General features: G+C 68.7%; 16 protein-coding genes. 6 read left to right on the forward strand and 10 right to left on the reverse strand.

The genetic code is table 11. The annotated features are described in order from the left end of the window. Positions 1 to 162: 162 nt before the first annotated feature. Positions 163 to 2,238 carry an ATP-dependent DNA helicase RecG gene (gene recG, locus AC1Q6P_RS03530; protein ID WP_492663268.1) on the forward strand — a complete coding sequence of 692 codons (2,076 nt, stop codon included), beginning with the start codon at positions 163 to 165 and terminating at the stop codon, positions 2,236 to 2,238. A gap of 56 nt (positions 2,239 to 2,294) precedes the next feature. On the opposite strand, the gene AC1Q6P_RS03535 is transcribed toward recG, so the two are convergent. The 3 genes from AC1Q6P_RS03535 to AC1Q6P_RS03545 all read right to left on the reverse strand — a co-directional run bounded on the left by AC1Q6P_RS03535 (position 2,295) and on the right by AC1Q6P_RS03545 (position 5,594). Beyond that, complete coding sequence (locus tag AC1Q6P_RS03535) at positions 2,295 to 2,465, reverse strand: hypothetical protein (RefSeq protein WP_492663269.1); 171 nt, start codon at positions 2,463 to 2,465, stop codon at positions 2,295 to 2,297. Between the two features lie 310 nt (positions 2,466 to 2,775). Beyond that, positions 2,776 to 4,155, reverse strand: a complete 1,380-nt coding sequence (locus tag AC1Q6P_RS03540) for an NAD(P)/FAD-dependent oxidoreductase (protein WP_492663270.1) — start codon at positions 4,153 to 4,155, stop codon at positions 2,776 to 2,778. 140 nt (positions 4,156 to 4,295) lie between these two features. Continuing rightward, on the reverse strand, positions 4,296 to 5,594 hold the full coding sequence (locus AC1Q6P_RS03545) for a cytochrome-c peroxidase (RefSeq protein WP_492663271.1): 1,299 nt from the start codon (positions 5,592 to 5,594) through the stop codon (positions 4,296 to 4,298). A gap of 170 nt (positions 5,595 to 5,764) precedes the next feature. On the opposite strand from AC1Q6P_RS03545, the gene AC1Q6P_RS03550 reads away from it, so the two are divergent. Further along, positions 5,765 to 7,486: an SMP-30/gluconolactonase/LRE family protein gene (locus AC1Q6P_RS03550; protein ID WP_492663272.1), complete on the forward strand. Its 1,722-nt coding sequence runs from the start codon at positions 5,765 to 5,767 to the stop codon at positions 7,484 to 7,486. A gap of 122 nt (positions 7,487 to 7,608) precedes the next feature. On the opposite strand, the gene trhP is transcribed toward AC1Q6P_RS03550, so the two are convergent. The 7 genes from trhP to panB all read right to left on the reverse strand — a co-directional run bounded on the left by trhP (position 7,609) and on the right by panB (position 14,242). Then, positions 7,609 to 8,988: a prephenate-dependent tRNA uridine(34) hydroxylase TrhP gene (gene trhP / locus AC1Q6P_RS03555; protein ID WP_492663273.1), complete on the reverse strand. Its 1,380-nt coding sequence runs from the start codon at positions 8,986 to 8,988 to the stop codon at positions 7,609 to 7,611. Positions 8,989 to 9,071: 83 nt separating this feature from the next. Continuing rightward, complete coding sequence (locus AC1Q6P_RS03560; RefSeq protein WP_492663274.1) at positions 9,072 to 9,716, reverse strand: ABC transporter ATP-binding protein; 645 nt, start codon at positions 9,714 to 9,716, stop codon at positions 9,072 to 9,074. A gap of 4 nt (positions 9,717 to 9,720) precedes the next feature. Further along, the gene (locus AC1Q6P_RS03565; RefSeq protein ID WP_492663275.1) at positions 9,721 to 10,830 is read right to left on the reverse strand and encodes a hypothetical protein; all 1,110 of its coding nucleotides are present in this window, start codon (positions 10,828 to 10,830) and stop codon (positions 9,721 to 9,723) included. Then, positions 10,809 to 11,498, reverse strand: a complete 690-nt coding sequence (locus tag AC1Q6P_RS03570) for a peptidylprolyl isomerase (protein WP_223696624.1) — start codon at positions 11,496 to 11,498, stop codon at positions 10,809 to 10,811. The genes AC1Q6P_RS03565 and AC1Q6P_RS03570 overlap by 22 nt, the downstream gene beginning before the upstream one ends. Positions 11,499 to 11,595: 97 nt before the next feature. Then, positions 11,596 to 12,309: a peptidylprolyl isomerase gene (locus AC1Q6P_RS03575; RefSeq protein WP_243392837.1), complete on the reverse strand. Its 714-nt coding sequence runs from the start codon at positions 12,307 to 12,309 to the stop codon at positions 11,596 to 11,598. A 261-nt stretch (positions 12,310 to 12,570) separates the two neighbouring features. After that, positions 12,571 to 13,404, reverse strand: a complete 834-nt coding sequence (gene panC, locus AC1Q6P_RS03580; RefSeq protein ID WP_492663276.1) for a pantoate--beta-alanine ligase — start codon at positions 13,402 to 13,404, stop codon at positions 12,571 to 12,573. Positions 13,405 to 13,435: 31 nt separating this feature from the next. Then, complete coding sequence (panB, locus tag AC1Q6P_RS03585; protein ID WP_492663277.1) at positions 13,436 to 14,242, reverse strand: 3-methyl-2-oxobutanoate hydroxymethyltransferase; 807 nt, start codon at positions 14,240 to 14,242, stop codon at positions 13,436 to 13,438. Positions 14,243 to 14,387: 145 nt separating this feature from the next. On the opposite strand from panB, the gene AC1Q6P_RS03590 reads away from it, so the two are divergent. From AC1Q6P_RS03590 to katG, 4 genes are all read left to right on the forward strand, one after another. Beyond that, complete coding sequence (locus AC1Q6P_RS03590) at positions 14,388 to 15,308, forward strand: hydrogen peroxide-inducible genes activator (RefSeq protein WP_102769705.1); 921 nt, start codon at positions 14,388 to 14,390, stop codon at positions 15,306 to 15,308. Beyond that, positions 15,305 to 18,184: an ATP-binding protein gene (locus AC1Q6P_RS03595; protein WP_492663278.1), complete on the forward strand. Its 2,880-nt coding sequence runs from the start codon at positions 15,305 to 15,307 to the stop codon at positions 18,182 to 18,184. Before AC1Q6P_RS03590 ends, AC1Q6P_RS03595 begins: the two co-directional genes overlap by 4 nt. Before the next feature lie 65 nt (positions 18,185 to 18,249). Continuing rightward, complete coding sequence (locus tag AC1Q6P_RS03600; RefSeq protein ID WP_492663279.1) at positions 18,250 to 19,116, forward strand: methylated-DNA--[protein]-cysteine S-methyltransferase; 867 nt, start codon at positions 18,250 to 18,252, stop codon at positions 19,114 to 19,116. A gap of 262 nt (positions 19,117 to 19,378) precedes the next feature. After that, the gene (katG, locus tag AC1Q6P_RS03605; protein WP_492663280.1) at positions 19,379 to 21,541 is read left to right on the forward strand and encodes a catalase/peroxidase HPI; all 2,163 of its coding nucleotides are present in this window, start codon (positions 19,379 to 19,381) and stop codon (positions 21,539 to 21,541) included. Positions 21,542 to 21,736 lie beyond the last annotated feature (195 nt).

Here is a 21,736-nt window from a genome sequence, read left to right on the forward strand (position 1 = left end):
CCCCAGGGCCGAAAGGCAGCCCGTGGCACCGAACGAAAACACCATTATGTTGCCGGTCATGAGCTCCGAAGAGGCTTGATGAACATGCAGATGCCAGCGCCCCGCAGCAGCCCAACGCCCCGGCCGGGTTTCGAACTCTGCCCGCAGGGCAAAATCCCGCCCATGCCTGCTTCGGCCCCTCCTCGTCCCTCGCCTGCCGCTGCCGCCGCCGCCAAGCCCAAGTCCGCGCCGCAGAAGGCCATGGAGAAGCTGGGCCTGTTGCGCGACATCGACCTGGCCCTGCACCTGCCGCTGCGCTACGAGGACGAGACCCAGATCACGCCCATCGGCCGCACGCGCGAAGGCGACACCGTGCAATGCGAAGGCGAGGTGATCGAGTGCCGCATCGAGACGCGCGGCCGGCGCGTGCTGCTGGTGCGGCTGGAAGACGAAACCGGCGATCTGCTGCTGCGCTTCATCCACTTTTACCCCTCGCACCAGAAAAGCATGGCCGTGGGCCAGCGCATCCGCGTGCGCGGCGAGCTGCGCCACGGCTTCTTCGGCCGCGAGATGGTGCACCCGACCTTCAAGGCCGTGCAGCCCGACACCCCGCTGGCCGAGGCGCTGACGCCCGTCTACCCGGCCAGCGCCGGCCTGCCGCAGACCTACCTGCGCCGCGCCATCGCCTCGGGCCTGCAGCGCGCCGATCTGCGCGAGCTGCTGCCCCAGGGCACGGTGCCCAGCAGCCTGCCGCCGCTGCGCGACGCGCTGAACTTTCTGCACCACCCGCCGCCGCAGGCCCGCCTGGGCACACTGGAAGACCACAGCCACCCGGCCTGGCAGCGGCTCAAGTTCGAGGAGCTGCTGGCCCAGCAAATCAGCCAGATGCAGGCCCAGCGCGAGCGCGCCCTGCTGAAGGCACCGGCCCTGCGCGCCAAGCCGGGCGGCCTGGTCGAGCGCCTGCTGGCCGTGCTGCCCTTCGGCCTGACCGGGGCGCAGCAGCGGGTCAGCGAAGAGATCGCGCAAGACCTGGCCCTGGGCCAGCCGATGCACCGCTTGCTGCAAGGCGATGTGGGCTCGGGCAAGACCGTGGTGGCGGCCCTGGCGGCCGCCGTGGCCATCGATGCCGGCTGGCAATGCGCGCTGATGGCGCCGACCGAAATCCTGGCCGAGCAGCATTTCAAGAAGCTGATCGGCTGGCTGGAGCCCCTGGGCCTGCAAGTGGCCTGGCTGACCGGCAGCGTAAAAGGCAAGGCGCGCCAAAAGATGCTGGACGCCGCGGCCAGCGGCGCGGCCCAGCTGGTGATCGGCACCCATGCGGTGATCGAAGACAAGGTCACGTTCGCCCGCCTGGGCCTGGCCATCATTGACGAGCAGCACCGATTCGGCGTGGCGCAGCGCCTGGCTTTGCGGCGCAAGCTCGCTGCGATGGACCTCGAACCCCATATGCTGATGATGAGCGCCACGCCCATCCCGCGGACTTTGGCCATGACCTACTTCGCCGACCTGGCGGTCAGCACGATTGACGAGTTACCCCCGGGCCGCACGCCCATCGTCACCAAGGTCTTCGCCGATGGCAAACGCCAGGACGTGATCGAGAAGATCGCCCAGGAGGTGGCCGGTGGTGCCCAGGTCTACTGGGTCTGCCCGCTGATCGAAGAGAGCGAAGCCCTGGACCTGAACAATGCGACCGAGACCCATGCGGAGCTGGTCGACGCGCTGCCGGGCTTCGAGGTGGGCCTGCTGCATGGCCGCATGCCGCCGGCCGAGAAGGCCGCCGTGATGGCGCGCTTTTCGGGCGGCGAGATGAGCGTGCTGGTCGCCACCACCGTGATCGAGGTCGGCGTGGACGTGCCCAATGCCAGTCTGATGGTGATCGAGCATGCCGAGCGCTTCGGCCTCTCGCAGCTGCACCAGCTGCGCGGCCGGGTGGGCCGCGGGGCGGTGGCCAGCGTCTGCGTGCTGCTCTACACCGGCCCGCTGTCCGACACCGGCAAATCGCGCCTGCGCGCCATGGCCGAAACCAACGACGGCTTCGAGATCGCCCGCCGCGACCTGGACATCCGCGGCCCCGGCGAGTTCATGGGCGCCCGCCAGAGCGGCGCCGAGCTGCTGCGCTTTGCCGACCTGCAGGAAGACTCCCTGCTGCTGCAAGCCGCCCGCCGCCTGGCGCCCCAGCTGCTGGACAAATACCCCGAGGCCGCGCAGCGCCAGGTGGCACGCTGGCTGGGCTCGAAGGCGGAGTTCCTCAAGGCTTGATCGAGGGCGGCGCGCAGCCATGTGGCTGCCGCATTGGCATGTTCGGCCGAACTGACTCAGTCCTTGCTGGCAGCCAGCAGGCAGGCATCGCGCCGCTTGTCGAACACCTCGTTCATCATCAAGAAATCCCGGGTCAATCGGCTGGCGCAATTCCCTGTGCCCCAGCCTGCGGTCTCGTACAGGAACTGCTCGCCCTGCTCGCCGAGGTAGCCCAAGGTGCTCTTCATCTGCCGACTACACACCTCCATCTGGGCCTGATAACTGGTCTGAAGCTCCGCCCGAGACTCGCTTCTGTCGCGTTCGCAGGCAGCCTGGCGAGCGGACTTGGCCCCCGCTTCCTGAGCTTGCACGAGCGAACTCCCCATCCAACAGGCCAGGAGCAGGGCACTGGAAACTCGCTTCACGGCTGCGTTTGAACTTCGCATACACCCCATCCACGTTTCAAGGGCGGCACCATCACCGCCATGTCAGCCAGGATTCTCGGGGACTGAAACGGCCGTGCCGCTTCCGCTGCACATCGCCGTGCGCCCTGCAGATTCAGCCACCGGCCTTCTGCACCGCATCCACTGGCTCCGCCACCACACGCGCATAGCGCTGGAAACTCCAGTAGGCCCAGGCCCAGTCCATCAGCACGACCAGGCGGTTGCGGAAGCCGATCAAAAAGTAGATGTGGACGAACAACCAGAACAGCCAGGCGAAGTAGCCCGAGAACTGAAGGAATCCCAGATCGGCCACGGCCGCCTTGCGGCCGATGGTGGCCAGGGCGCCGTAGTCGCGGTAGCGAAATGCGCCGGGCGCATCGGCCGGCAAGGGCGGCAAAACCTGAGCCTGTGGCGCCTGCAGTGGATGCAGCGATTGCAGGATCTGCGCTGCCGCGTAAGCCCCCATCTGCTTGGCCGCCGGGCTGACGCCGGGCACGGGCTTGAGCGTGCGGCCATCGGACTGCCGGCTTTGGGCGGCGGCCAGGTCGCCGATGACAAAGACTTCCGGATGGCCGGGGATGTTGAGCCGGCCGTCAACGACCACACGACCTGCGCGGTCCAGCGGCACGTCCAGCATGCGGCCCAGGGGCGAGGCGGCCACGCCGGCCGCCCAGACCACGGTGCGGGCGGCGATGCGCTCTGTTGCAGCCACCGCGCCCTCCCCCGTCTGCACCTCCACCCCGCCCGCATCGATGCCAACCACGCGGCAGCCGGTGCGCACCTCGACACCCAGGGCTCGCAGCTGCGCCTCCGCCTTGGCCGAGAGCTCGGGCGGCAAGGCCTGCAGCACCCGCGGTGAACCCTCCAGCAGCAGCACACGGGCGCTGGCCGGGTCGATGCGGCGGAACTCGTTCTTGAGCGTGTGGCGGGCGATCTCGGCCAGGGTACCGGCCATTTCGACCCCGGTGGGGCCGGCGCCGATGACCACAAAGCTCAGGCAGGCGCGCTGCTGCGCCGGGTCGGGTGAACTCTCGGCCTGCTCGAAGGCCTTGAGCACGCGGGCGCGCAGGGCAAAAGCGTCTTGCAGCGTCTTGAGCCCCGGCGCATGGGCGGCCCACTCGTCCCGGCCGAAATAGCTGTGCGTGGCGCCGGCGGCGACGATCAGGTAGTCATAGCCCAGGCTCTGGCCATCGGTCAGGTGGACCTGGCGCTGCTGGCGATCGATGCCGCAGACCTCGGCCATCAGCACGGTCACATTGCGCTGGCCGCGCAGCATGTGGCGGATGGGCGCGGCAATCGAGGGCGCCGACAGGCCGGCCGTGGCCACCTGGTAGAGCAAGGGCTGAAACAGGTGGTGGTTGCTGCGGTCGATCACCGTGATGTCCACCGGCGCGCCGGCCAGGGCGCGGGTGGCGGCGAGGCCGCCAAAGCCGCAACCGATGATCAAGACCCGGGGCCGCGCGGCGGACTGGCCCGTGCTGTTGCTGATGTTCATGCGGCGATTCTGGCTGCCGCGCCGGTTCAGCGGCGGCGCCATACGCAATGCGAATGACTTGCAGCGCTGCCCGGCATGGCGGCCCGCGGCACTCGGCCGATCGATCAAGCCATCAGCTGCTGCCGATCAATTGCAGCCGATCAACTGCAGCCGGGAGAAGGCGGTGTGGCCGGCCCGGTGTAGCCGTCGCTGAGGGTGCGAAGAAAACACAGGATGTCGGCGATGTCGGCATCGCTCATCGTCCGCCGCGGGCCGAAGGGCGCGTTGCGCTCGACATTGGCGTGCAAGTGGAGCGGCAGATCGTCGTAGAGCTGCACCTGGCCGGCCACGCTCGGGTACCACTGCGCCGGGTCGGTGTCGCGGGTGGCGTAAAAGCGCAGCACCTGCTCCAGGCTGGTGAAGCTGCCGTTATGAAAAAACACCGGGCGGTGCTCGACATTGCGCAAGCCCGGGGTTCGGAAGAAGCCACAGGTCTCGTTGCGCCCCTTGACGGCGGCATGGGGTGATTGGCACAGGCCCAGATCGAAGGCCGTCGCATCGGCCGTGCTTTGCAGCGCCCGGTTGCGCGGCACGGCCAGGGCCGCGTAAGCAAAATTGGTGAAATGGATGGGCTGATTGTTCAGGCTGAACGAGGGATGGCAGCTGGCGCAATGGCCGCGCTGGGTGTCGTTGAAGGCACGCAGGCCGCGCGCTTCGGCATTGCTGAACTGCGCCCGCCCCTGCTGCACCCAATCGAACTTGGAGTCGTAGGGGTGGAAGCGCGGATCTTCGATCTGAAAGCTCTGCAGGGCCTGGCTGGCCTGGGTGACCAGGCTGTCGTCGTCCGGGGCCGAGGCGCCGGCGGCCGGCGGAAAGGCGCGGCCGAAGTCACTGGCGTAGGCGGCAGCGCGCAGCTTGCGCGCCAAGGTGGCGGCATCGCCGTTGTCCATCTCGCGCGGATTGAACCAGGGCAGCTTGGCCTGGGCGGCCAGGCTGTCGGCCCGGCCGTCGGCCATCAATCCGCCGCGCAGATCGGCCACCAGGGTTTGCGGCGTGCCGTTGAAGGCCGGCAAGGTCTCCAGATAGCGCAGCGAAGGCGCGGCACGAGTGCCGAACTCCGTCTCGAAGGCGCCACCCACCTGCACCGGCAGCGTGTTCGGCGGCCCGTGGAAGAAGGCCGGGTCGTGGCAGGTGGCGCAGGACATGCGGCCAGAGCCGCTGAGGTTGCGGTCGTGAAAAATCTTCTCGCCCAGCTGGGCCTGCAAGCTCAGGGGCTTGCTGGCGGAGGGCGAAGAGGCCGGCGTGCCGGGGCTGCTGGCCGCCCCGGTCGGTGAGCCCGTCGGCGAAGCTCCACCCCCGCCACCTCCGCCGCAGGCAGACAAGCCCAGCAACAAGACCAGGCTCAACGCCAGCGCGGAGCGCTGCCGAAGCCAGGAGTTGAAGGATTGAGCGGCATGCATGCTGCTGATTGTCGAGCTTAGGCCCCCCAGGGGCTGACTAGGGAATTCACCCGGGGCCAGGTGGCGCATCCCCGCGTCCAATGCCTGTCATGGCCGCTCGGCCTGCGGCAGTGCCGGCCCTTGCCGGGCCTCCGCTCCCTTTTCATCTTGACTTGCCCGCTGCGCCCACCATGACCGACCGCATGCCGAACGACCGCCAGCCCCTGGTCGAGCCCGCCCCCTGCCCTCGCCCGCAGCGGCGCCAGATCCTGCTCGGCGCCAGCCTGGCTGGCCTGCTGCAGGCCTGCGGTGGCGGCGGTGGGGGTGGCGAAGCACCGGTGCCGCCGCCCAGCCCCACGCCCGCACCTCCGGCTCCCACTCCGCCTGCACCCACGCCGCCTGCACCCACGCCACCGGCCCCCACCCCTCCTGCGCCCACACCCCCAGCCCCCAGCCCCGGCAGCGCGCCTTTCTGGGCCAGCTATGGCGGCAACGCCCAGCACCAGGCACAGACGCGCATCGCCACCCAACCCTTGCAGCGCATCGTCTGGAGCACACCGGTGGACCTGGCCCCGCCCTACCGCGCCGGTGGTTTTCTGCTGATCCACTACGGCACGCCGGTGATTTCGGGCGGCAACACGGTGCTGGTGCCGGTCAAGACCACGAGCGTCGGCGATTTCGAGGTGCAGGCACGCAAAGCCAGCGACGGCAGCCTGCTCTGGACCCTGAAAAGCGACTACCTGCTGCCGGCCAGCAGCTGGACGCCGTCTTGGAATATCGCCCTGGACGTCAAGGGCCGCTTGTTCGCCCCGGCGGCCGGCGGCCGGCTGCTGATCCGCGATGGCGTGGACAGCGCCAGCGGCACGGTCCAAACCCTGGCCTTCTACGGCAATGCCGCCTTCGAGGCCGACAGCGCCAACTACCGCGACAAGCTGCGCATCAACACCCCGCTGACCCTGGACGGCCAGGGCACGGTCTTCTTCGGCTTCACCGCCAAGGCCGGCGCGCCGGGTGGCCTGAAGGGCGGCATCGTGCGCCTGGCGGCCGATGGCCAGGCGCTCTGGAAATCGGCCGCCGAGCTCAGCGGCGACGCGGCCATGTTCCAGACCGCCATGAACGCGGCGCCGGCCCTGTCGCTGGACGAGAAGACGCTCTACATCGCCGTCAACAGCGACCCGGCCATCTCCAGCATGCAGACCGGTTACCTGCTGGCCCTGGACGCCAGCACGCTGGCGCTCAAGGCCAAGCAGCGCTTGATCAACCCGGCCACCGATCTGCCGGCCCGCCTCAGCGACAGCGCCACCGCCTCGCCCACCGTGGGCCCCGATGGCGATGTCTTCTACGGCGTGCTGGAGAACACCCGCACCGATCACAACGGCCGCGGCTGGCTCTTGCACTTCAACGCCGATCTGAGCCAGCTCAAGACCCCCGGCTCCTTCGGCTGGGATGACACGCCCTCCATCGTGCCGGCCGGCGCCGTGCCCAGCTATGCCGGCGCCTCCAGCTATCTGCTGCTGGTCAAGTACAACAACTACTACGGCATCGGCAGCGGCGACGGCCAGAACAAGATGGCGGTGCTGGACCCGCAAGCCAGCCAGACCGACCCGATCAATGCAAGCGTCACGGTGATGAAGGAGGTGCTGACCATCGTCGGTCCCACCGCCGATGCCGACACGCCTGGCGGCGTGCGCGAGTGGTGCGTCAACACCGCGGTGATCGATGTCAAAGGCCAATCAGCCCTGGTCAACAACGAGGACGGTGTGCTCTACCGCTGGGACTTCGTCAACAACCGTTTCAGCGAAAGCGTCAAGCTCAACGCTGGCATCGGCCAGGCCTACACGCCCACCGTGGCCGGGCCCGATGGCTTGGTCTACAGCATCAACGGCGCGCAGCTGCACGCCGTCGGCAGATAGGAGCGGCTCACAAAGGCCTTCTGGCGTCGTTGGCCCGGCTGGTCGTACAAACCGTACTGCCTGCGCCGGATCCGCCTAGCCAGAACCGCTTCGCTGGCCTTTGTGAACCGCTCTGACTGGGTTCAAGCAACTTCGCCGGGCGCCAGCAAGCGCGCGATCAGGGCGCCCTGCAGCTCGGCCGGCAGCTGCAGGCTGACCTGCACGCCATTGCCGGCCGCCGCCTGCACCGGCTCGCCCTCGCGGCCGCGCAGGGCCTGCACGGTGATCTCGCGGTTGCCGCTGGGGTGGATGATCTCCAGCCGGTCGCCGACGGCAAAACGGTTCTTCACCTCGATCGCCGCCCAACCATCGGCGCCAATCAGCCCCACCTCGCCGACGAACTGGCTGCGCCGGGCCTTGGAGTGGCCGTCGAGGTAGTTCTGCAAGTCCTGACTGCGGTGGCGCTGGTAGAAGCCGCTGGTGTAGCCACGGTTGGACAGGCCATCCAGCTCGCCCAGCAGGGCCGGGTCGAAAGGCCGGCCGGCCACCGCGTCGTCGATGGCGCGGCGGTAGACCTGGGCGGCGCGCGAGACGTAGTAGCGGCTCTTGGTGCGGCCCTCGATCTTGAGCGAGTCGACGCCAATCTCGACCAGACGCTGCACATGCTCGACCGCACGCAGGTCCTTGGAGTTCATGATGTAAGTCCCATGCTCATCCTCCTGGATGGGCATCAGCTCACCGGGGCGCTGCGATTCTTCGATCAGATACGTGCGATCGGCCAGCGGATGGCGAGCCGTGCCGCCGGCCGCGGCGAAGTCTTGATCGGCCTGCTGCACGGCCTTGTGAAAGTCGAACTGAATCGGCTGCGCCTGGCCGGCTTCGTCCTCGAAGGCGGCGCCTAATTGGTAATCCCAGCGGCAGGCATTGGTGCAGGTGCCCTGGTTGGCGTCGCGGTGGTTGAAGTAGCCCGACAAGAGGCAGCGGCCCGAGTAGGCGATGCACAGGGCGCCGTGGACGAAGACCTCCAGCTCCATGTCCGGGCATTCCTGGCGGATCTGCGCCACCTCGTCCAGGCTCAGCTCGCGCGAGAGGATCACTCGCTTCAATCCCTGCTTCTGCCAGAACTTCACACCGGCGTAGTTGACCGTGTTGGCCTGCACCGAGAGGTGGATGGGCAGCTCGGGCCAGCGCTCGCGCACCATCATGATCAGGCCGGGGTCGGCCATGATCAGGGCGTCGGGCTTCATCGCCACCACCGGCGCCATATCGGCCAGGTAGTTCTTGAGCTTGCCGTTGTGCGGCAGGATGTTGCTGGCAACCAGGAACTTCTTGCCACGCGCATGCGCCTCGGCAATGCCGATCTGCAGGTTCTCGAGCTTGAAATCGTTGTTGCGCGCGCGCAGGGAGTAGCGCGGCTGGCCCGCGTAGACCGCATCGGCGCCGAAATCAAAGGCCGCGCGCATGCGCTCCAGGTCGCCCGCGGGCAGCAGCAGTTCGGGGGCGGCAAGAGGTGGCGTCGTCATGGCGGGGCTCGGTCGGGGCGGAAGGCAGGGGCGCGGCAGTCTAGCCAGCGCCCGCCGCTCCGGCCTTGTCCCAGATCAAGCCTTCAGGCTGAGAGTTCGACGCTGGCGCTCGGCGCCACACCCAGCTCCTCATGGCTGACCAGCAGCAACAGGCGGTCGCGGGCCTCGGCAGCCCGGGCCAGGACCTGGCGCAGATGCGCAAGCGAGGCGGCATCGAGCGCGTTGAGCGGCTCATCCAGCAGCAGCAAGGGCGTGTTCAGCGCCAGGGCCGCCGCCAGCGCGGCCTTGTGCTGCGTGCCGGTGGACAGGCTGCGCAGCGGCTGGCCCAGAAAAGGCTGCAGGCCGAAACCCTCGATGTGCTGCTGCCAGTCCGTCACGTCGGCGCGCGGATACAAGCCACTCAGAAAGCCGAAGTACTCGCTCGGGCTCAGATGCTCAAACGGCGGCGGCTCGGCGCCGACAAAGGCGACCTGGCGCCGGTAATCCAAGGGCTGCCGCAAGAGATCGCAACCCTGCAGCTCGGCGCTGCCGTACTGCGGCGCCAGCGCGCCGGCCAGCAGCTTGAGGCGGGTGGATTTGCCCGTGCCATTGGCGCCGCGCAGCCAGACCAGGCCGGGGCCGAAGTCCTGGCTCCAGAGGTCGACCACGCGCCGCGTCTGGCCGGGGTAGGCAAAGCTCAGGGCGCGGACCTGCAGGCGGAAATCGGTGGGATGAGGAGCGTCGGGCATGGTTTCAGACAATGACTTCACTGGCCAGGGCAACCCAGATGCCCCAACTGAGCAGCCAACGGCCGGCGCGCGCCTCGGGGCTCAGGCTTTCGGGGCGCCAGAGCGCCAAGGCGGGCGCGGCAAGGGCGGCGACAAAGAAAGCAGGCGTGGCGCGCGGCCCCAGCGACCAGGGGCCCTGCGCCAGCAGCAGCACCCAGCTGAGCCAGGCCAGCAGCGCCGGCAGCAAGGCCAGGGCATAGAGGCGCAGCGACCAGGCCTGGGGTGACACAGGCAGCATGGCGCTGGCCGCCTGCAGCGGCGCGTAGCACTGCCGCGCCTGGGCTTGCAGCCGGGCGCAGAAGCCCTGGGTCAGCAAGGTGGAGAAGGCCAGCGCCCAGGCTGCATGAACCGGAAAGTGCCAGGCCGCGACGAGGCAGAGCAGCAAAGCCAGCAGCGCAGCCAGCAATCCATGCAGCACCGGCCGCGCCGGGCCGCGCCACAGCGGCAGCCAGAGCAAGGCGGTCCAGGTCGACACGGCCCGACGGCGCGAGGCCTGTGGCGCTGCATGTGCGCGCCGGGCGGGTGCTCCGGGGCGGCGGCGATGCTGCATCAGGGCCAGCGCGCCCCCGGCCGAGAGCAGCAGGGAGAAGGCAAAGCCCAACAAGGCCTGCAGCCACAAGCCCTGCATCCAGGCCGGGCTGGCCGCTCGCCATGCGGCGAAAGAAATGAGGTTGAGCAGGGCCCAGGGCAGCAGGGCCAAGGCCAGCACGCCCAGATCGGCCCGCCAGATGTCCGTGCGCCGCAGCGGCAGCGCTCGCTCAAACGGAATCCAACGGGCCGGCAGCAAGGCCTCGCGCAAGCCCCAAGCCAGCAGCAAGCCCGGCAGGGCATGGCCCAGCAGCGCGGCCAGGGCCAAGGTGGGCGGTGTGTCGGCCTGCATGGCCCAGAACAGGGGCAAGGCCGGCCAGCCGATCAGGGTGCTGATGAAACTGCCCAGCACGGCGGCCACCACCGCGAGAAAAGCCGCCCAGCGTCGCAGCAGGGCGGCCAGCTCGGCGCGGCTCCATTGCAGGCGCATGCGCACCAGGCTCAGGGCCGCGGGCGGCGAGGGGCTTACTGCAGTCTTTGCACCCAATAGATCAGCACTTCCTGGCGCGGCCGCGAGACATCGGCATCGGCGTAGTAGTAGGTGGGCACGGCATTGATGGCCTCGACCGTGGCCATGCCGGAAATGACCCGCCCGAACACGGCGTAACCAGGTTGGGTCGGGCTCTTGTAGTCATTGCCCGGATTGTCTTTCACATTGATGAAGAACTGGTTGGTGGCGCTGTTGGGCTCGCTGCGCCGCGCCATGGCCAGGGTGCCGGGCAGATTGGCCAGGGTGTTGTTGCTTTCCAGCGGCACCGGCCCATAGGTCGCGCGGCGCTCGTACATGCCGCTTGTGTAGCCGCCGCCTTGGATCACGAAATCGCGCTCAACGCGGTGGAACAAGGTGTTGTTGAAGTGGCCATCGGCCACATAGCGCAGGAAATTGGCCACGGTGGCCGGCGCGTACTCGGTGTAGAGCTCGAAGACGATCTCGCCGCTGCTTGTCAGCATGCAGACGGTGGCGTAGCGGCTTTGGGCCGATTTGGACAGGCCCTCGTTGCTGCAGCTGTTGGTGTTGGGGCGCGGGTTCGGGTTGGGCACCGGCACGGGCACCGGGTCCGGGCGGTAATGGTCGCCATCGCCGCCACCGCCACCGCAGGCGGTCAAGGTCACCAGGGTGGCCACGGCGGCCAGGCGCAAAACAAAAGAGCGCATGAGGCAAGACTCCTGAACAAGGTGCCTGCTCAACGCGCTCGGTCGCAGCGCCGCCGACGGCGCTGACAACTGCTTACCCTTGCGGGTGAAAGTCAGCTCATTTGAGCTGTGTGGCCCAGTAAAGCAGCACTTCGGTCGCCGTCATGTCGGCGCCGGTGTAGAGCTGGGGCTCGGCATTGATGGCGTCCACGGTTTCCTTGCCCGAAATGATGCGGCCGAACACGGCATAGCCGTTCTTGCCGGCCACGGTGGAGCTGTAGTCCAGACTCTTGTTGTCCACGGTGTTGAAGTAGAACTGGCTGGTGGCCGAATCGACCGCGCTGGTGCGGGCCATGGCGATGGTGTATTTCAGATTGGACAGGCCGTTCTGGTTCTCCAGAGCGATGGGCGCCAGCGCGCCGGCCTTGGCCGCGCCGCCGGAGACGAAGCCGCCGCCCTGCGCCACAAAACCCGGCACCACGCGGTGGAAGATGGTGTCCTTGTAGAAGCCGCTCTTCACATAGGCCAGGAAGTTGGCGGTGGTGATGGGCGCCTTGACGGTTTCCAACTCGACCACGATCTCGCCCTTGCTGGTCAGCATGCAGACGGTGGCGGCAGCGGTGCTGGCCTTGGAGGCGGCGATACCGGCGGCGCTGCAGGTGGTGGTCGGCGGGGTGGTGACCGGGTTCGGTTTCGGCTTGGGCGCGGGCGTATCGCCACCGTCAGAACCACCGCCACAGGCGGTCAAGAGAGCCATCAGGCCCAGGCTGGCGGCCGTCAGGGCCGATTTGGCGGACATCAGAGTCGTGGAGGAAGACAGGGAGGTGTTCATCAGGGGCTCGCTTGCGTGCTTGGGTTCAATTCAAAACAGAAAGCTGAAAGGGGGAGAGAAGAGAGAGGGGGAGAGAAAAACAAAAGGGACTGCCTCGAAGCGCTCGCAGTATCCACGCCGCTGCGGCGCAAAAAGCCGAAAACGGGCGACCTGCGAACAGTAGTGGGAAATTATCCCACTCTTCGCACTCACAAAAAAACCGAGGGAACCCGGAGCACGGGCGACCTCGGTCGATGGCCGGGCTTGCGCCTGGCGCGGCCGTCAAAGCTCGAGGTTGTCGATCAGCCGGGTCGTGCCCAACTTGGCCGCGCCCAGGGCGACCAGGGCCTGGCCCTCGCGGGCGGGGCTGAGGTCATGCTGGCAGCGCAGGGTCAGGTAATCGGGCTGCCAGCCGGCATCTCGCAGGCTTTGCAGGGCCTCGGCTTCCAGCGCAGCCAGGTCGCGCGCGCCGGCCTGCCAGCGGGCGATCAGCTCGCGCAGGGTGCGGCTCAGGCGCAGGGCCTCGGTCTTCTCGGCATCGCTGAGGTAGCCGTTGCGGGAGGACAGGGCCAGGCCCTCGGCGCTGCGCGTGGTCTCGCCGGCGCGGATCTCGATCGGCAGCGCCATCTGCGCCACCATGCGGCGCAGCACCATCAGCTGCTGGTAGTCCTTCTTGCCGAACAGGGCCAGGCTGGGCTGGACGATGTTGAAGAGCTTGGCCACCACGGTGCAGACGCCGATGAAAAAGCCCGGGCGGAAATGGCCTTCCAGGATGTCGGCCAGCTCGGCCGGCGGGTGGACCTTGTAGCCCTGCGGCTCGGGGTAGAGCTCGCCCTCGTCGGGCGCGAAGACGAGGTCGCAGCCGGCGCCCTGCAGCAGCTCGGCATCGCGGGCCAGGGTGCGGGGGTAACGGTCAAAGTCCTCGTGCGGCGCGAACTGCAGGCGGTTGACGAAGATGCTGGCCACCACCAGGGCATCAGGGCCCACGGCCGCACGGCCCTGGCGCACCAGATCGAGATGCCCTTCGTGCAAATTGCCCATGGTGGGCACGAAGGCGCGGCGCGGCTGCGCGGCCAGGGCCTGGCGCAACTCGGCGGTGGTGTGGATCACTTGCATGGGGTTCGGGCAAAAAGAGAAAAACGGGGCTTCAGTAGCCGTGCAGATCGTCCTGCGGGAAGGTCTGGGCCTTGACCGCGGCGACGTAGCGCAGCACCGCGTCCTGCACCGAGGCCGCGCCCTGCATGAAATTCTTGACGAAACGCGGGCGGCGGCCCGGGGTCACATCCAGCATGTCGTGCAGCACCAGCACCTGGCCCGAGCAGGCCACGCCGCCACCGATGCCGATGACCGGGATGCCCAGGCTCTGCGTCAGCTCGGCCGCCAGGGCGGAAGGCACCATCTCCAGCACCAGCATCTGCGCGCCGGCCTCGACCAGCTCGCGCGCCTGCTGTTTCATCAGCGCGGCGGCCGCTTCCTCGCGGCCCTGCACCTTGTAGCCGCCCAGCATGGTGGCGGTCTGCGGCGTCAGGCCCAGATGGCCGCAAACCGGGATGCCGCGCTCGACCAGAAAACGCACCACCGGCGCCGTCCAGCCGCCGCCTTCGAGCTTGACCATGTGAGCGCCGGCCTTGACCAGGGCAGCCGCACTCTTCCAGGCCTCCTGGGGTGAGCTTTGGTAGCTGTCGAAGGGCAGATCACCGATCACCCAGGCGCTCTTGCGGCCGCGGGCGACGCAGCGGGTGTGATAGACCATCTCGTCCAGCGAGACCGGCACAGTGCTGCTCTGGCCCTGCAGCACATTGCCCAGGGAATCGCCGACCAGCAGCACGTCCACGCCCGCTTCGTCCAGCAAGGTGGCGAAAGCGGCGTCGTAGCAGGTCAGCATGGCGATCTTGTCGCCGCTGGCATGCATGTCCAGCAGGCGCTGCAAGGTCATGGGTTTGCGCTCGGTCATGGCGGCTCCTCGGGGGCTGTGGGGGCGGAGCCCGCAAAGCCAGGCCCCAATTGGCGCGCAGTGTAGCCGCCTGTATCCGGGTTTGCGCTAGGCTGGGGCTTCCAATCACCGGCACAAGCCGCGGGCTCCAGTTAGGATGGCCTGCATGACCCTGACCGAGTTGCGCTACATCGTTGCCGTGGCCCGCGAACGCCATTTCGGCCGCGCCGCCGAGGCCTGTTTCGTGTCCCAACCCACGCTCAGCGTGGCCATCAAGAAGCTCGAGGAAGAGCTGGACGTGCGCATCTTCGAGCGCGGCGCCAACGAGATCAAGGTGACGCCGCTGGGCGAAGACATCGTGCGCCAGGCCCAGTCGGTGATCGAGCAGGCCAGCGCCATCCACGAGATTGCCAAACGCGGCAAAGACCCCCTGGCCGGCGCCCTGCGCGTGGGCCTGATCTACACCATCGCGCCCTATCTGCTGCCCGAGCTGGTGAAAAACGTCATCGAGCAGTACCCGCAGATGCCGCTGATGCTGCAGGAGAACTTCACCGTCAAGCTGCTGGAGATGCTGCGCACCGGCGAGCTGGACTGCGCCATCATGGCCGAGCCCTTCCCCGACACCGGCCTGGCCGTGGCGCCGCTCTACGACGAAGACTTCATGATCGCCGTGCCGGCCAGCCACCCTTTCGCCGGGCGCGAGTCCGTCTCGGCCGAAGAGCTGAAAAGCGAGACCATGCTGCTGCTCGGCGCCGGCCATTGCTTCCGCGACCATGTGCTCGAGGTCTGCCCCGAGTTCGCCCGTTTCAGCAGCGACGCCGAGGGCATACGCAAGAGTTTTGAAGGCAGCTCGCTGGAAACCATCAAGCACATGGTGGCCTCGGGCATGGGCGTGACCGTGGTGCCGGCGCTCAGCGTGCCCCTGCTGCCGCCCACCCATCTGCGCTTCGTGCCCTTTGCGCCGCCGGTGCCCACGCGCCGCGTGGTGCTGGCCTGGCGCAAGACCTTCACCCGCTACGAGGCCATCGCTGCGCTGCGCAACGCCGTCTACGGCTGCAGCCTGGCGGGGGTGAAGCGCCTGTCATGAGCGAAGCGGCCGCGGCAGCCATCCTCTCGGAGCTGCGGCTCTACGAGCAGGAGGCCGTGCTGGCCGAACTGCGCGCGCAGCTGGAGCAGCCCGCCCTGCCTCCGGCCGAGCGCTGCGCCCTGCGGGTGGCCCTGGCCTGGCATGAGCGTGAGCGCGACACGCCCCAAGCCCTGGCCCGCGCCGAAGCCGCCGAGCAGGCCATGGCCGACACGCCCGAGCTGCCCGAGGCCACACGCGCCGCCCTGCAGCGCCGCCTGCGCCTGACCCGGCTGGACGCGCTGCGCCTCTATGCCCGCTTTGCCGAGGGCCTGTTCGAAGCCCGGCTGCTGCACGCCGAGGCCGAGGCCGCGCAGGACCTGCTGGCCTGTGCCGACAGCGCCTGGCTGCAGTCCCTGCTGCACAGCGGCGCCGGCCAGATGGCCGCCAGCTGCGCCGCGCTGGAGCAGGCCGTGGACTGGGCCGAGCGCTGCGGCGACCGCACCCGCCAGTGGATCTTCGAATGCAGCCTGGCGCGCAGCGCCGGCCTGCAGAACCGCGAGGCCGCCGAGCTGCGCTGGGGCCAGCATTTCCCCAGCGATCTCAGCGGTCTGCATGCCAGCGCAGCGGTGCTGATCGAGCTCTACCAGGGCTACCGCGCCCTGCGTGCACGCGATTTGAAGCTGGCCGTGCGGCGTTTCTCCAGCCTGATCCAGCCGCTGCAGGACGCCGGCTATGTGCGCGAGACCATCAACACCCTGGGCAATCTGGGCAGCGCTTTCAACGATTTGAACGACCCCGAATCGGCGCTGGAGTGGATGGAGCGCGGCCTGCAGATGGCGCGCGCCTCGGGCTGGTCGGCCAGCCTCGGCGGCTGCCTGATGCAGATGGGTGAAACCCTGCGCCGCCTGGGCCGGCTGGAGCTGGCACGCAGCCTGCTCGACGAGGGCACGCAGATCTTTGCGCCGCAGCCCGACTCGCGCAATTACGCGGTCTGCCTGAGCTACCAAGGCCTGCTGGCCCTGGACCTGGGCGAAGGTCACAAGGCGCTGGACTGTTTCAAGGCCTTGCAAGCCCACCCCGGTGGCTACCTCGACCTGCAACGCAATGCCCGGCGCGGCCATGCCCGCGCCCTGCTGCTGCTCGGCGATTGCGAGGCCGCCGAAGCCATGGCGCGCGAGGACCTGGCCGTGGCCGAGCTCAGCGGCGCCGCCGAAGCCGAGGTCGAGCTGCGCATGGTGCTGGCCCAGATCGCCCAGCAATCGCAGGGGGCGGCCGGCCAGGCCCAGGCCGTGCAGCAGCTGGAGCTGGCGCGCGAGCGGGCCAAATCCATCGCCGGCTACAAGGACAGCGCCGAGCTGCTGGAGGCGCTGGCCCTGGCCTACGCCGGCACGGGCCGCTACCGCGAGGCCTTCGAGACCAGCCAGCAGGCCGCCAGCGCGCGCGCCAGCATGCTCAGCCGCAGCTCGGCCGATCGGGTCGAGGCCTTGCAGCTGCATCACCTCAACGAGAACGCCCGCACCGAGTCCCAGCATCTGCAGCAGCTGGCCGAGGCCGAGCGCCAGCGCGCCGCCCTGATGCAGCGCAACAGCAGCACGCTGGAGAAGCTGGGCCAGATCGGCCTGGAGCTGACCCGGCATCTGGACATGGCCTCGATCTTTGCGGCACTGAGCCGCCACATCCCGGCCCTGCTCGATGCGCGCGGCTTCGAGATCTACCTGCTGGACGAGGAGGGCGAGGGCATCAATTCGGTCTTCGGCCTGGAAGACGGCCAGCCCCTGCCGCCCGACCACATCGCCCTCGACAACCCCAGCTCCAACGCCGCCCGCTGCGCGCGCGAGCGGCGCGAGCTGTCCATCCAGCTGGCCGAAGACGGCAGCGACCCCAGCCAGGTGCCCGGCACCATGCGCACGCTCAGCGCCATGTTCGCGCCCCTGCTGATCCAGGAGCGCCTGCTGGGCGTGGTGACCGTGCAGTCGCCCCAGGCCCAGGCCTACGGCGAGCATGAGCGCATGATCTTCCGCTCGCTCAATGCTTTTGCCGCCATCGCCCTGGACAACGCCATCGCCTACCGCCGCCTGCAGCAGGCGCAAAGCCAGCTGGTGGCGCAGGAGAAGCTGGCCGCCCTGGGCGCCCTGGTGGCCGGCATCGCCCACGAGCTGAACACCCCGCTGGGCAACAGCCTGCTGATGGCCAGCACCCTGGACCAGCGCACCCAGGAGATCGAGCGCGCCGCCGCCAGCAAGGAGCTGCGTCGCAGCGAGCTGGAGGCCTATCTGGGCGAAACCCGCTCGGTGGCCCGGCTCATCATGCAGGGCCTGGAAACCGCGGCCGAGCTGATCACCAGCTTCAAGCAGGTGGCCGTGGACCGCACGGCCGAGCAGCGCCGGCTCTTCGACCTGGCCGTGCTCTGCGAGCAGGTCACCGCCACGCTGCAGGCCAGCATCCGCAAGCAAGGCCACAAGCTGGAGCTGGACGTGCCCGAGGGCATCCTGCTCAACAGCTTTCCCGGCCCCCTGGGCCAGGTGCTCAGCAATCTGGTCAACAACGCCATGCTGCACGGCTTCGGCGCCCGCCGCGGCGGCCTGATGCGGCTGAGCGCCCGGCTGCTGAAGGACGGCCGCGCCGAGCTGCGCTTCCGCGACGACGGCGTGGGCATCAGCCCGGCCCATGCCGGGCGCATCTTCGAGCCTTTCTTCACCACCAAATTCGGCCAGGGCGGCAGCGGCCTGGGCCTGTCCATCAGCCACAACATCGTCAGCTCCCTGCTCGGCGGCAGCCTCAGCCTGGACCCCACGCCCGGGCCGGGCTGCTGCTTCGTCCTCTGCCTGCCTTTGCAAGCACCCGAGGCCCAGGGCCCGGCCGCGGCGGACGGCGGTGATGCGGCTGCCGCCATCTGAGCAGGTCAGGGCCGGGGCGCAAGAAGCGGGTGGCCGCCCGCCGCGGCCCCCGGCACACTGAGGCCATGAACCGCCCCCACTACGACCGTGTCCGCCAGGCCCTGGAACAACTGAGCCAGGGCCCCGTGCCCTTGCAAACCCTGGCCGAGGCCGCGGGCATGAGCCAGTTTCATTTCCAGCGCCGCTTTGTCGAGCTGGCCGGTGTCACGCCCAAGGAGTTCGAGCAGGCCCTGGCCCTGGAGCGGGCCAAGGCCAGCCTGCGCGCCGCCGAGCCGGTGCTAGACGCGGCCCTGGCGGCGGGGCTCTCGGGGCCCTCGCGCCTGCACGACCTCTTTCTCAGCGTCGACGGCATGACGCCGGGCCAGTTCAAGCAGGCCGGACAGGGCTTGCAGATGCAGTGGAGCGTGGTGGACAGCCTGCTCGGCCCGGTCTGGCTGGCGGCCAGCGCGCGCGGCCTGCACCAGCTGAGCTTTTTGCAGGACGAATCCCCCGAGGCGCTGGCCGAGGCTGCGGCCCAGCAGCTGCCCCAGGCCGTCTGGCAACGCGATGACAGCGCACTGCGGCCGCTGGCCGAGGAGCTGCAGCGGCGCCTGTCCGGTCTGCAGCCCCGCCAGCCCATCGGCCTGGCGCTCAGCGGCACGCCGCTGCGGCTCAAGGTCTGGCAGGCGCTGCTGCAGATCCCCGAGGGTCAGGTCTTGAGCTACACCCAGCTGGCCCGGCTGGCCGGCGCGCCGCAGGCGGTGCGGGCGGTGGCCAGCTGCGTGGCGGCCAATCCGATCGCCTGCCTGATCCCCTGCCACCGGGTGATCCGCGCCAATGCGGAGTTCGGCGAGTACCGCTGGGGCCCGCAGCGCAAGCGCGCCCTGCTGGGCCTGGAGCTGGCCCGGGCCGACGCGCGGGCCACGGCTGCCGCCGCTTCAGCCCTGGCTTGATGCCGCCGCGTGGCGGCGCGCGCGTCGGCAGGCCCACGCCAGTGCCACCCCAAGATCGCCCATGCAGCGGCGCCAGCGGAACAGCGAAGACCTCCATCCCCGGGACATGGTTCTTCGCCTTCTTCAGCCAATGGACGCGCGCGGGTCAGGGCGAGCAAGGTTTTGCCTATCCACAGGTTAGAACTATTCAATTGGCGAATTTGATAGAGGAAAACTAAAGTCCTTCCATCCCAGCCACCCCCTCACTCAGGAGAGAAGCGCCATGTCCACCGAAAGCAAATGCCCCTTCCACCACGTCGCCGGCGGCGGCACCAGCAACCGCGACTGGTGGCCCAAGCAGGTGCGCGTGGATTTGCTGAACCAGCATTCCGCCAAGTCCAACCCGCTGGGTGAGCAGTTCAATTACGCCGAGGCCTTCCAGAAGCTGGACTACCACGCGCTCAAGGCCGATCTGGTCCAGCTGATGACCGACAGCCAGGATTGGTGGCCGGCCGACTTCGGCCACTACGGCCCGCAGATGGTGCGCATGGCCTGGCACGCGGCCGGCACCTACCGCACCCTGGACGGCCGCGGCGGTGGTGGCCGTGGCCAGCAGCGCTTCGCACCGCTGAACAGCTGGCCCGACAACGTCAACATCGACAAGACGCGCCGCCTGCTCTGGCCCATCAAGCAGAAATACGGGCAGAGCATCTCCTGGGCCGACCTCTTCATCCTGGCCGGCAATGTGGCGCTGGAAAGCATGGGCTTCCGCACCTTTGGCTTTGCCGGCGGCCGCGAGGATGTGTGGGAACCGGATCAGGACGTCAACTTCGGCGCCGAGACAAAGTGGCTGGCCGATGACAAGCGCTTCCACGCCGGCGCCAGCCCGCGTGAACTGGACGCCAACCTGGCCGCCACCCACATGGGCCTGATCTATGTGAACCCGGAAGGCCCGAATGCCAGCGGCGACTACCTGGCCGCGGCCCATGACATCCGCATCACCTTCAACCGGATGGCCATGGACGACGAGGAAATCGTCGCCCTGATCGCCGGCGGCCACACCTTCGGCAAGGCCCACGGCGCTGCCCCCGAGCACCACAAAGGCCCCGAACCCGAAGCCGCCGGCCTCGAGGCCCAGGGCCTGGGCTGGCAGAGCAGTTTCGGCAGCGGCCATGGCAAGGACACCGTGTCCAGCGGCCTGGAAGTGACCTGGACCACCACGCCGGCGCAGTGGAGCAACAACTTCTTCGAAAACCTCTTCAAGTACGAATGGGAGCTGACGCACTCGCCGGCCGGCGCCAAGCAATGGGTGGCCAAGGATGCGCCCGAGATCATTCCGGACGCCCACATCCCGGGCAAGTTCCACAAGCCCACCATGCTGACCACCGACCTGACGCTGCGCTTCGACCCGGCCTTCGGTGCCATCTCCAAGCGCTTCCATGAGAACCCGCAAGCTTTTGCCGAGGCCTTTGCCCGCGCCTGGTACAAGCTGACCCACCGCGACATGGGTCCGAAAGCCCGCTACCTCGGCCCGGAAGTGCCGAAGGAAGACCTGATCTGGCAAGACCCCCTGCCCGCGGCCACGCACCAGCCCACGGCGGCCGATATTGCCGATCTGAAGGCGCGCATCGCGGCTGCAGGCCTGTCGGTGAGCGAGCTGGTCTCGGTGGCCTGGGCCTCGGCCTCGACCTTCCGCGGCAGCGACAAGCGCGGCGGCGCCAACGGTGCCCGCCTGGCCCTGGCGCCGCAGAAAGACTGGGCCGTCAACCAACGCGCCGTGCAGGTGCTGCCGAAGTTGGTCGAGATCCAGAAAGCGGCCGGCACCGCCTCGCTGGCCGATGTGATCGTGCTGGCCGGCGTGGTCGGCGTCGAGCAGGCGGCGCAGGCGGCCGGCGTCAAGGTTGAGGTGCCCTTCGCGCCGGGCCGGGTCGATGCCCGCCAGGACCAGACCGATGTGGAGTCCTTCGCCGTGCTGGAGCCGCTGGCCGATGGTTTCCGCAACTACCGACGCGGCCCGGTCGGCGCGCCGACCGAAGCGCTGCTGATCGACCGTGCCCAGCAGCTGACGCTGACGGCACCGGAGCTGACGGTGCTGATCGGTGGCCTGCGCGTGCTGGGCGCCAACTTCGACGGCGGCACCCAGGGCGTGTTCACCGAGCGCGTCGGCGTGCTCAGCCATGACTTCTTCGTCAATCTGCTCGATATGGGCACGGCCTGGAAGGCCAGCGACGCCAGTGACGAGCGCTTCGAGGGCCGCGACCGTCGGAGCGGCGCGCTGAAGTTCAGCGCCAGCCGCGCCGACCTAGTGTTCGGCTCCAACGCGGTGCTGCGCGCCTACGCCGAGGTCTACGCCAGCGCCGATGGCCAGCAGAAGTTCATCCACGACTTCGTGGCGGCCTGGACCAAGGTGATGAACCTGGACCGCTTCGAGCTCGGCCGCCGCTGAAGCAAGGAGTCAGCCATGGACCTGAAGATGCGCCGAAGCTTGCGCCTGCTGGCCGGACTGGCCATCCATTGCGGCGGCGCCGCCGCCGGCCTGGGCATGCTGCTGCAGTTCACGCACAACCAGCCACATTGAATGAACGCCGTGCCGCGAAAGCGGCATTGATGCACAGCAAGAAGGGCTCGCTTGACCGGCGAG

It is taken from the genome of Roseateles sp. GW835-FHT13E02 (assembly GCF_058794035.1).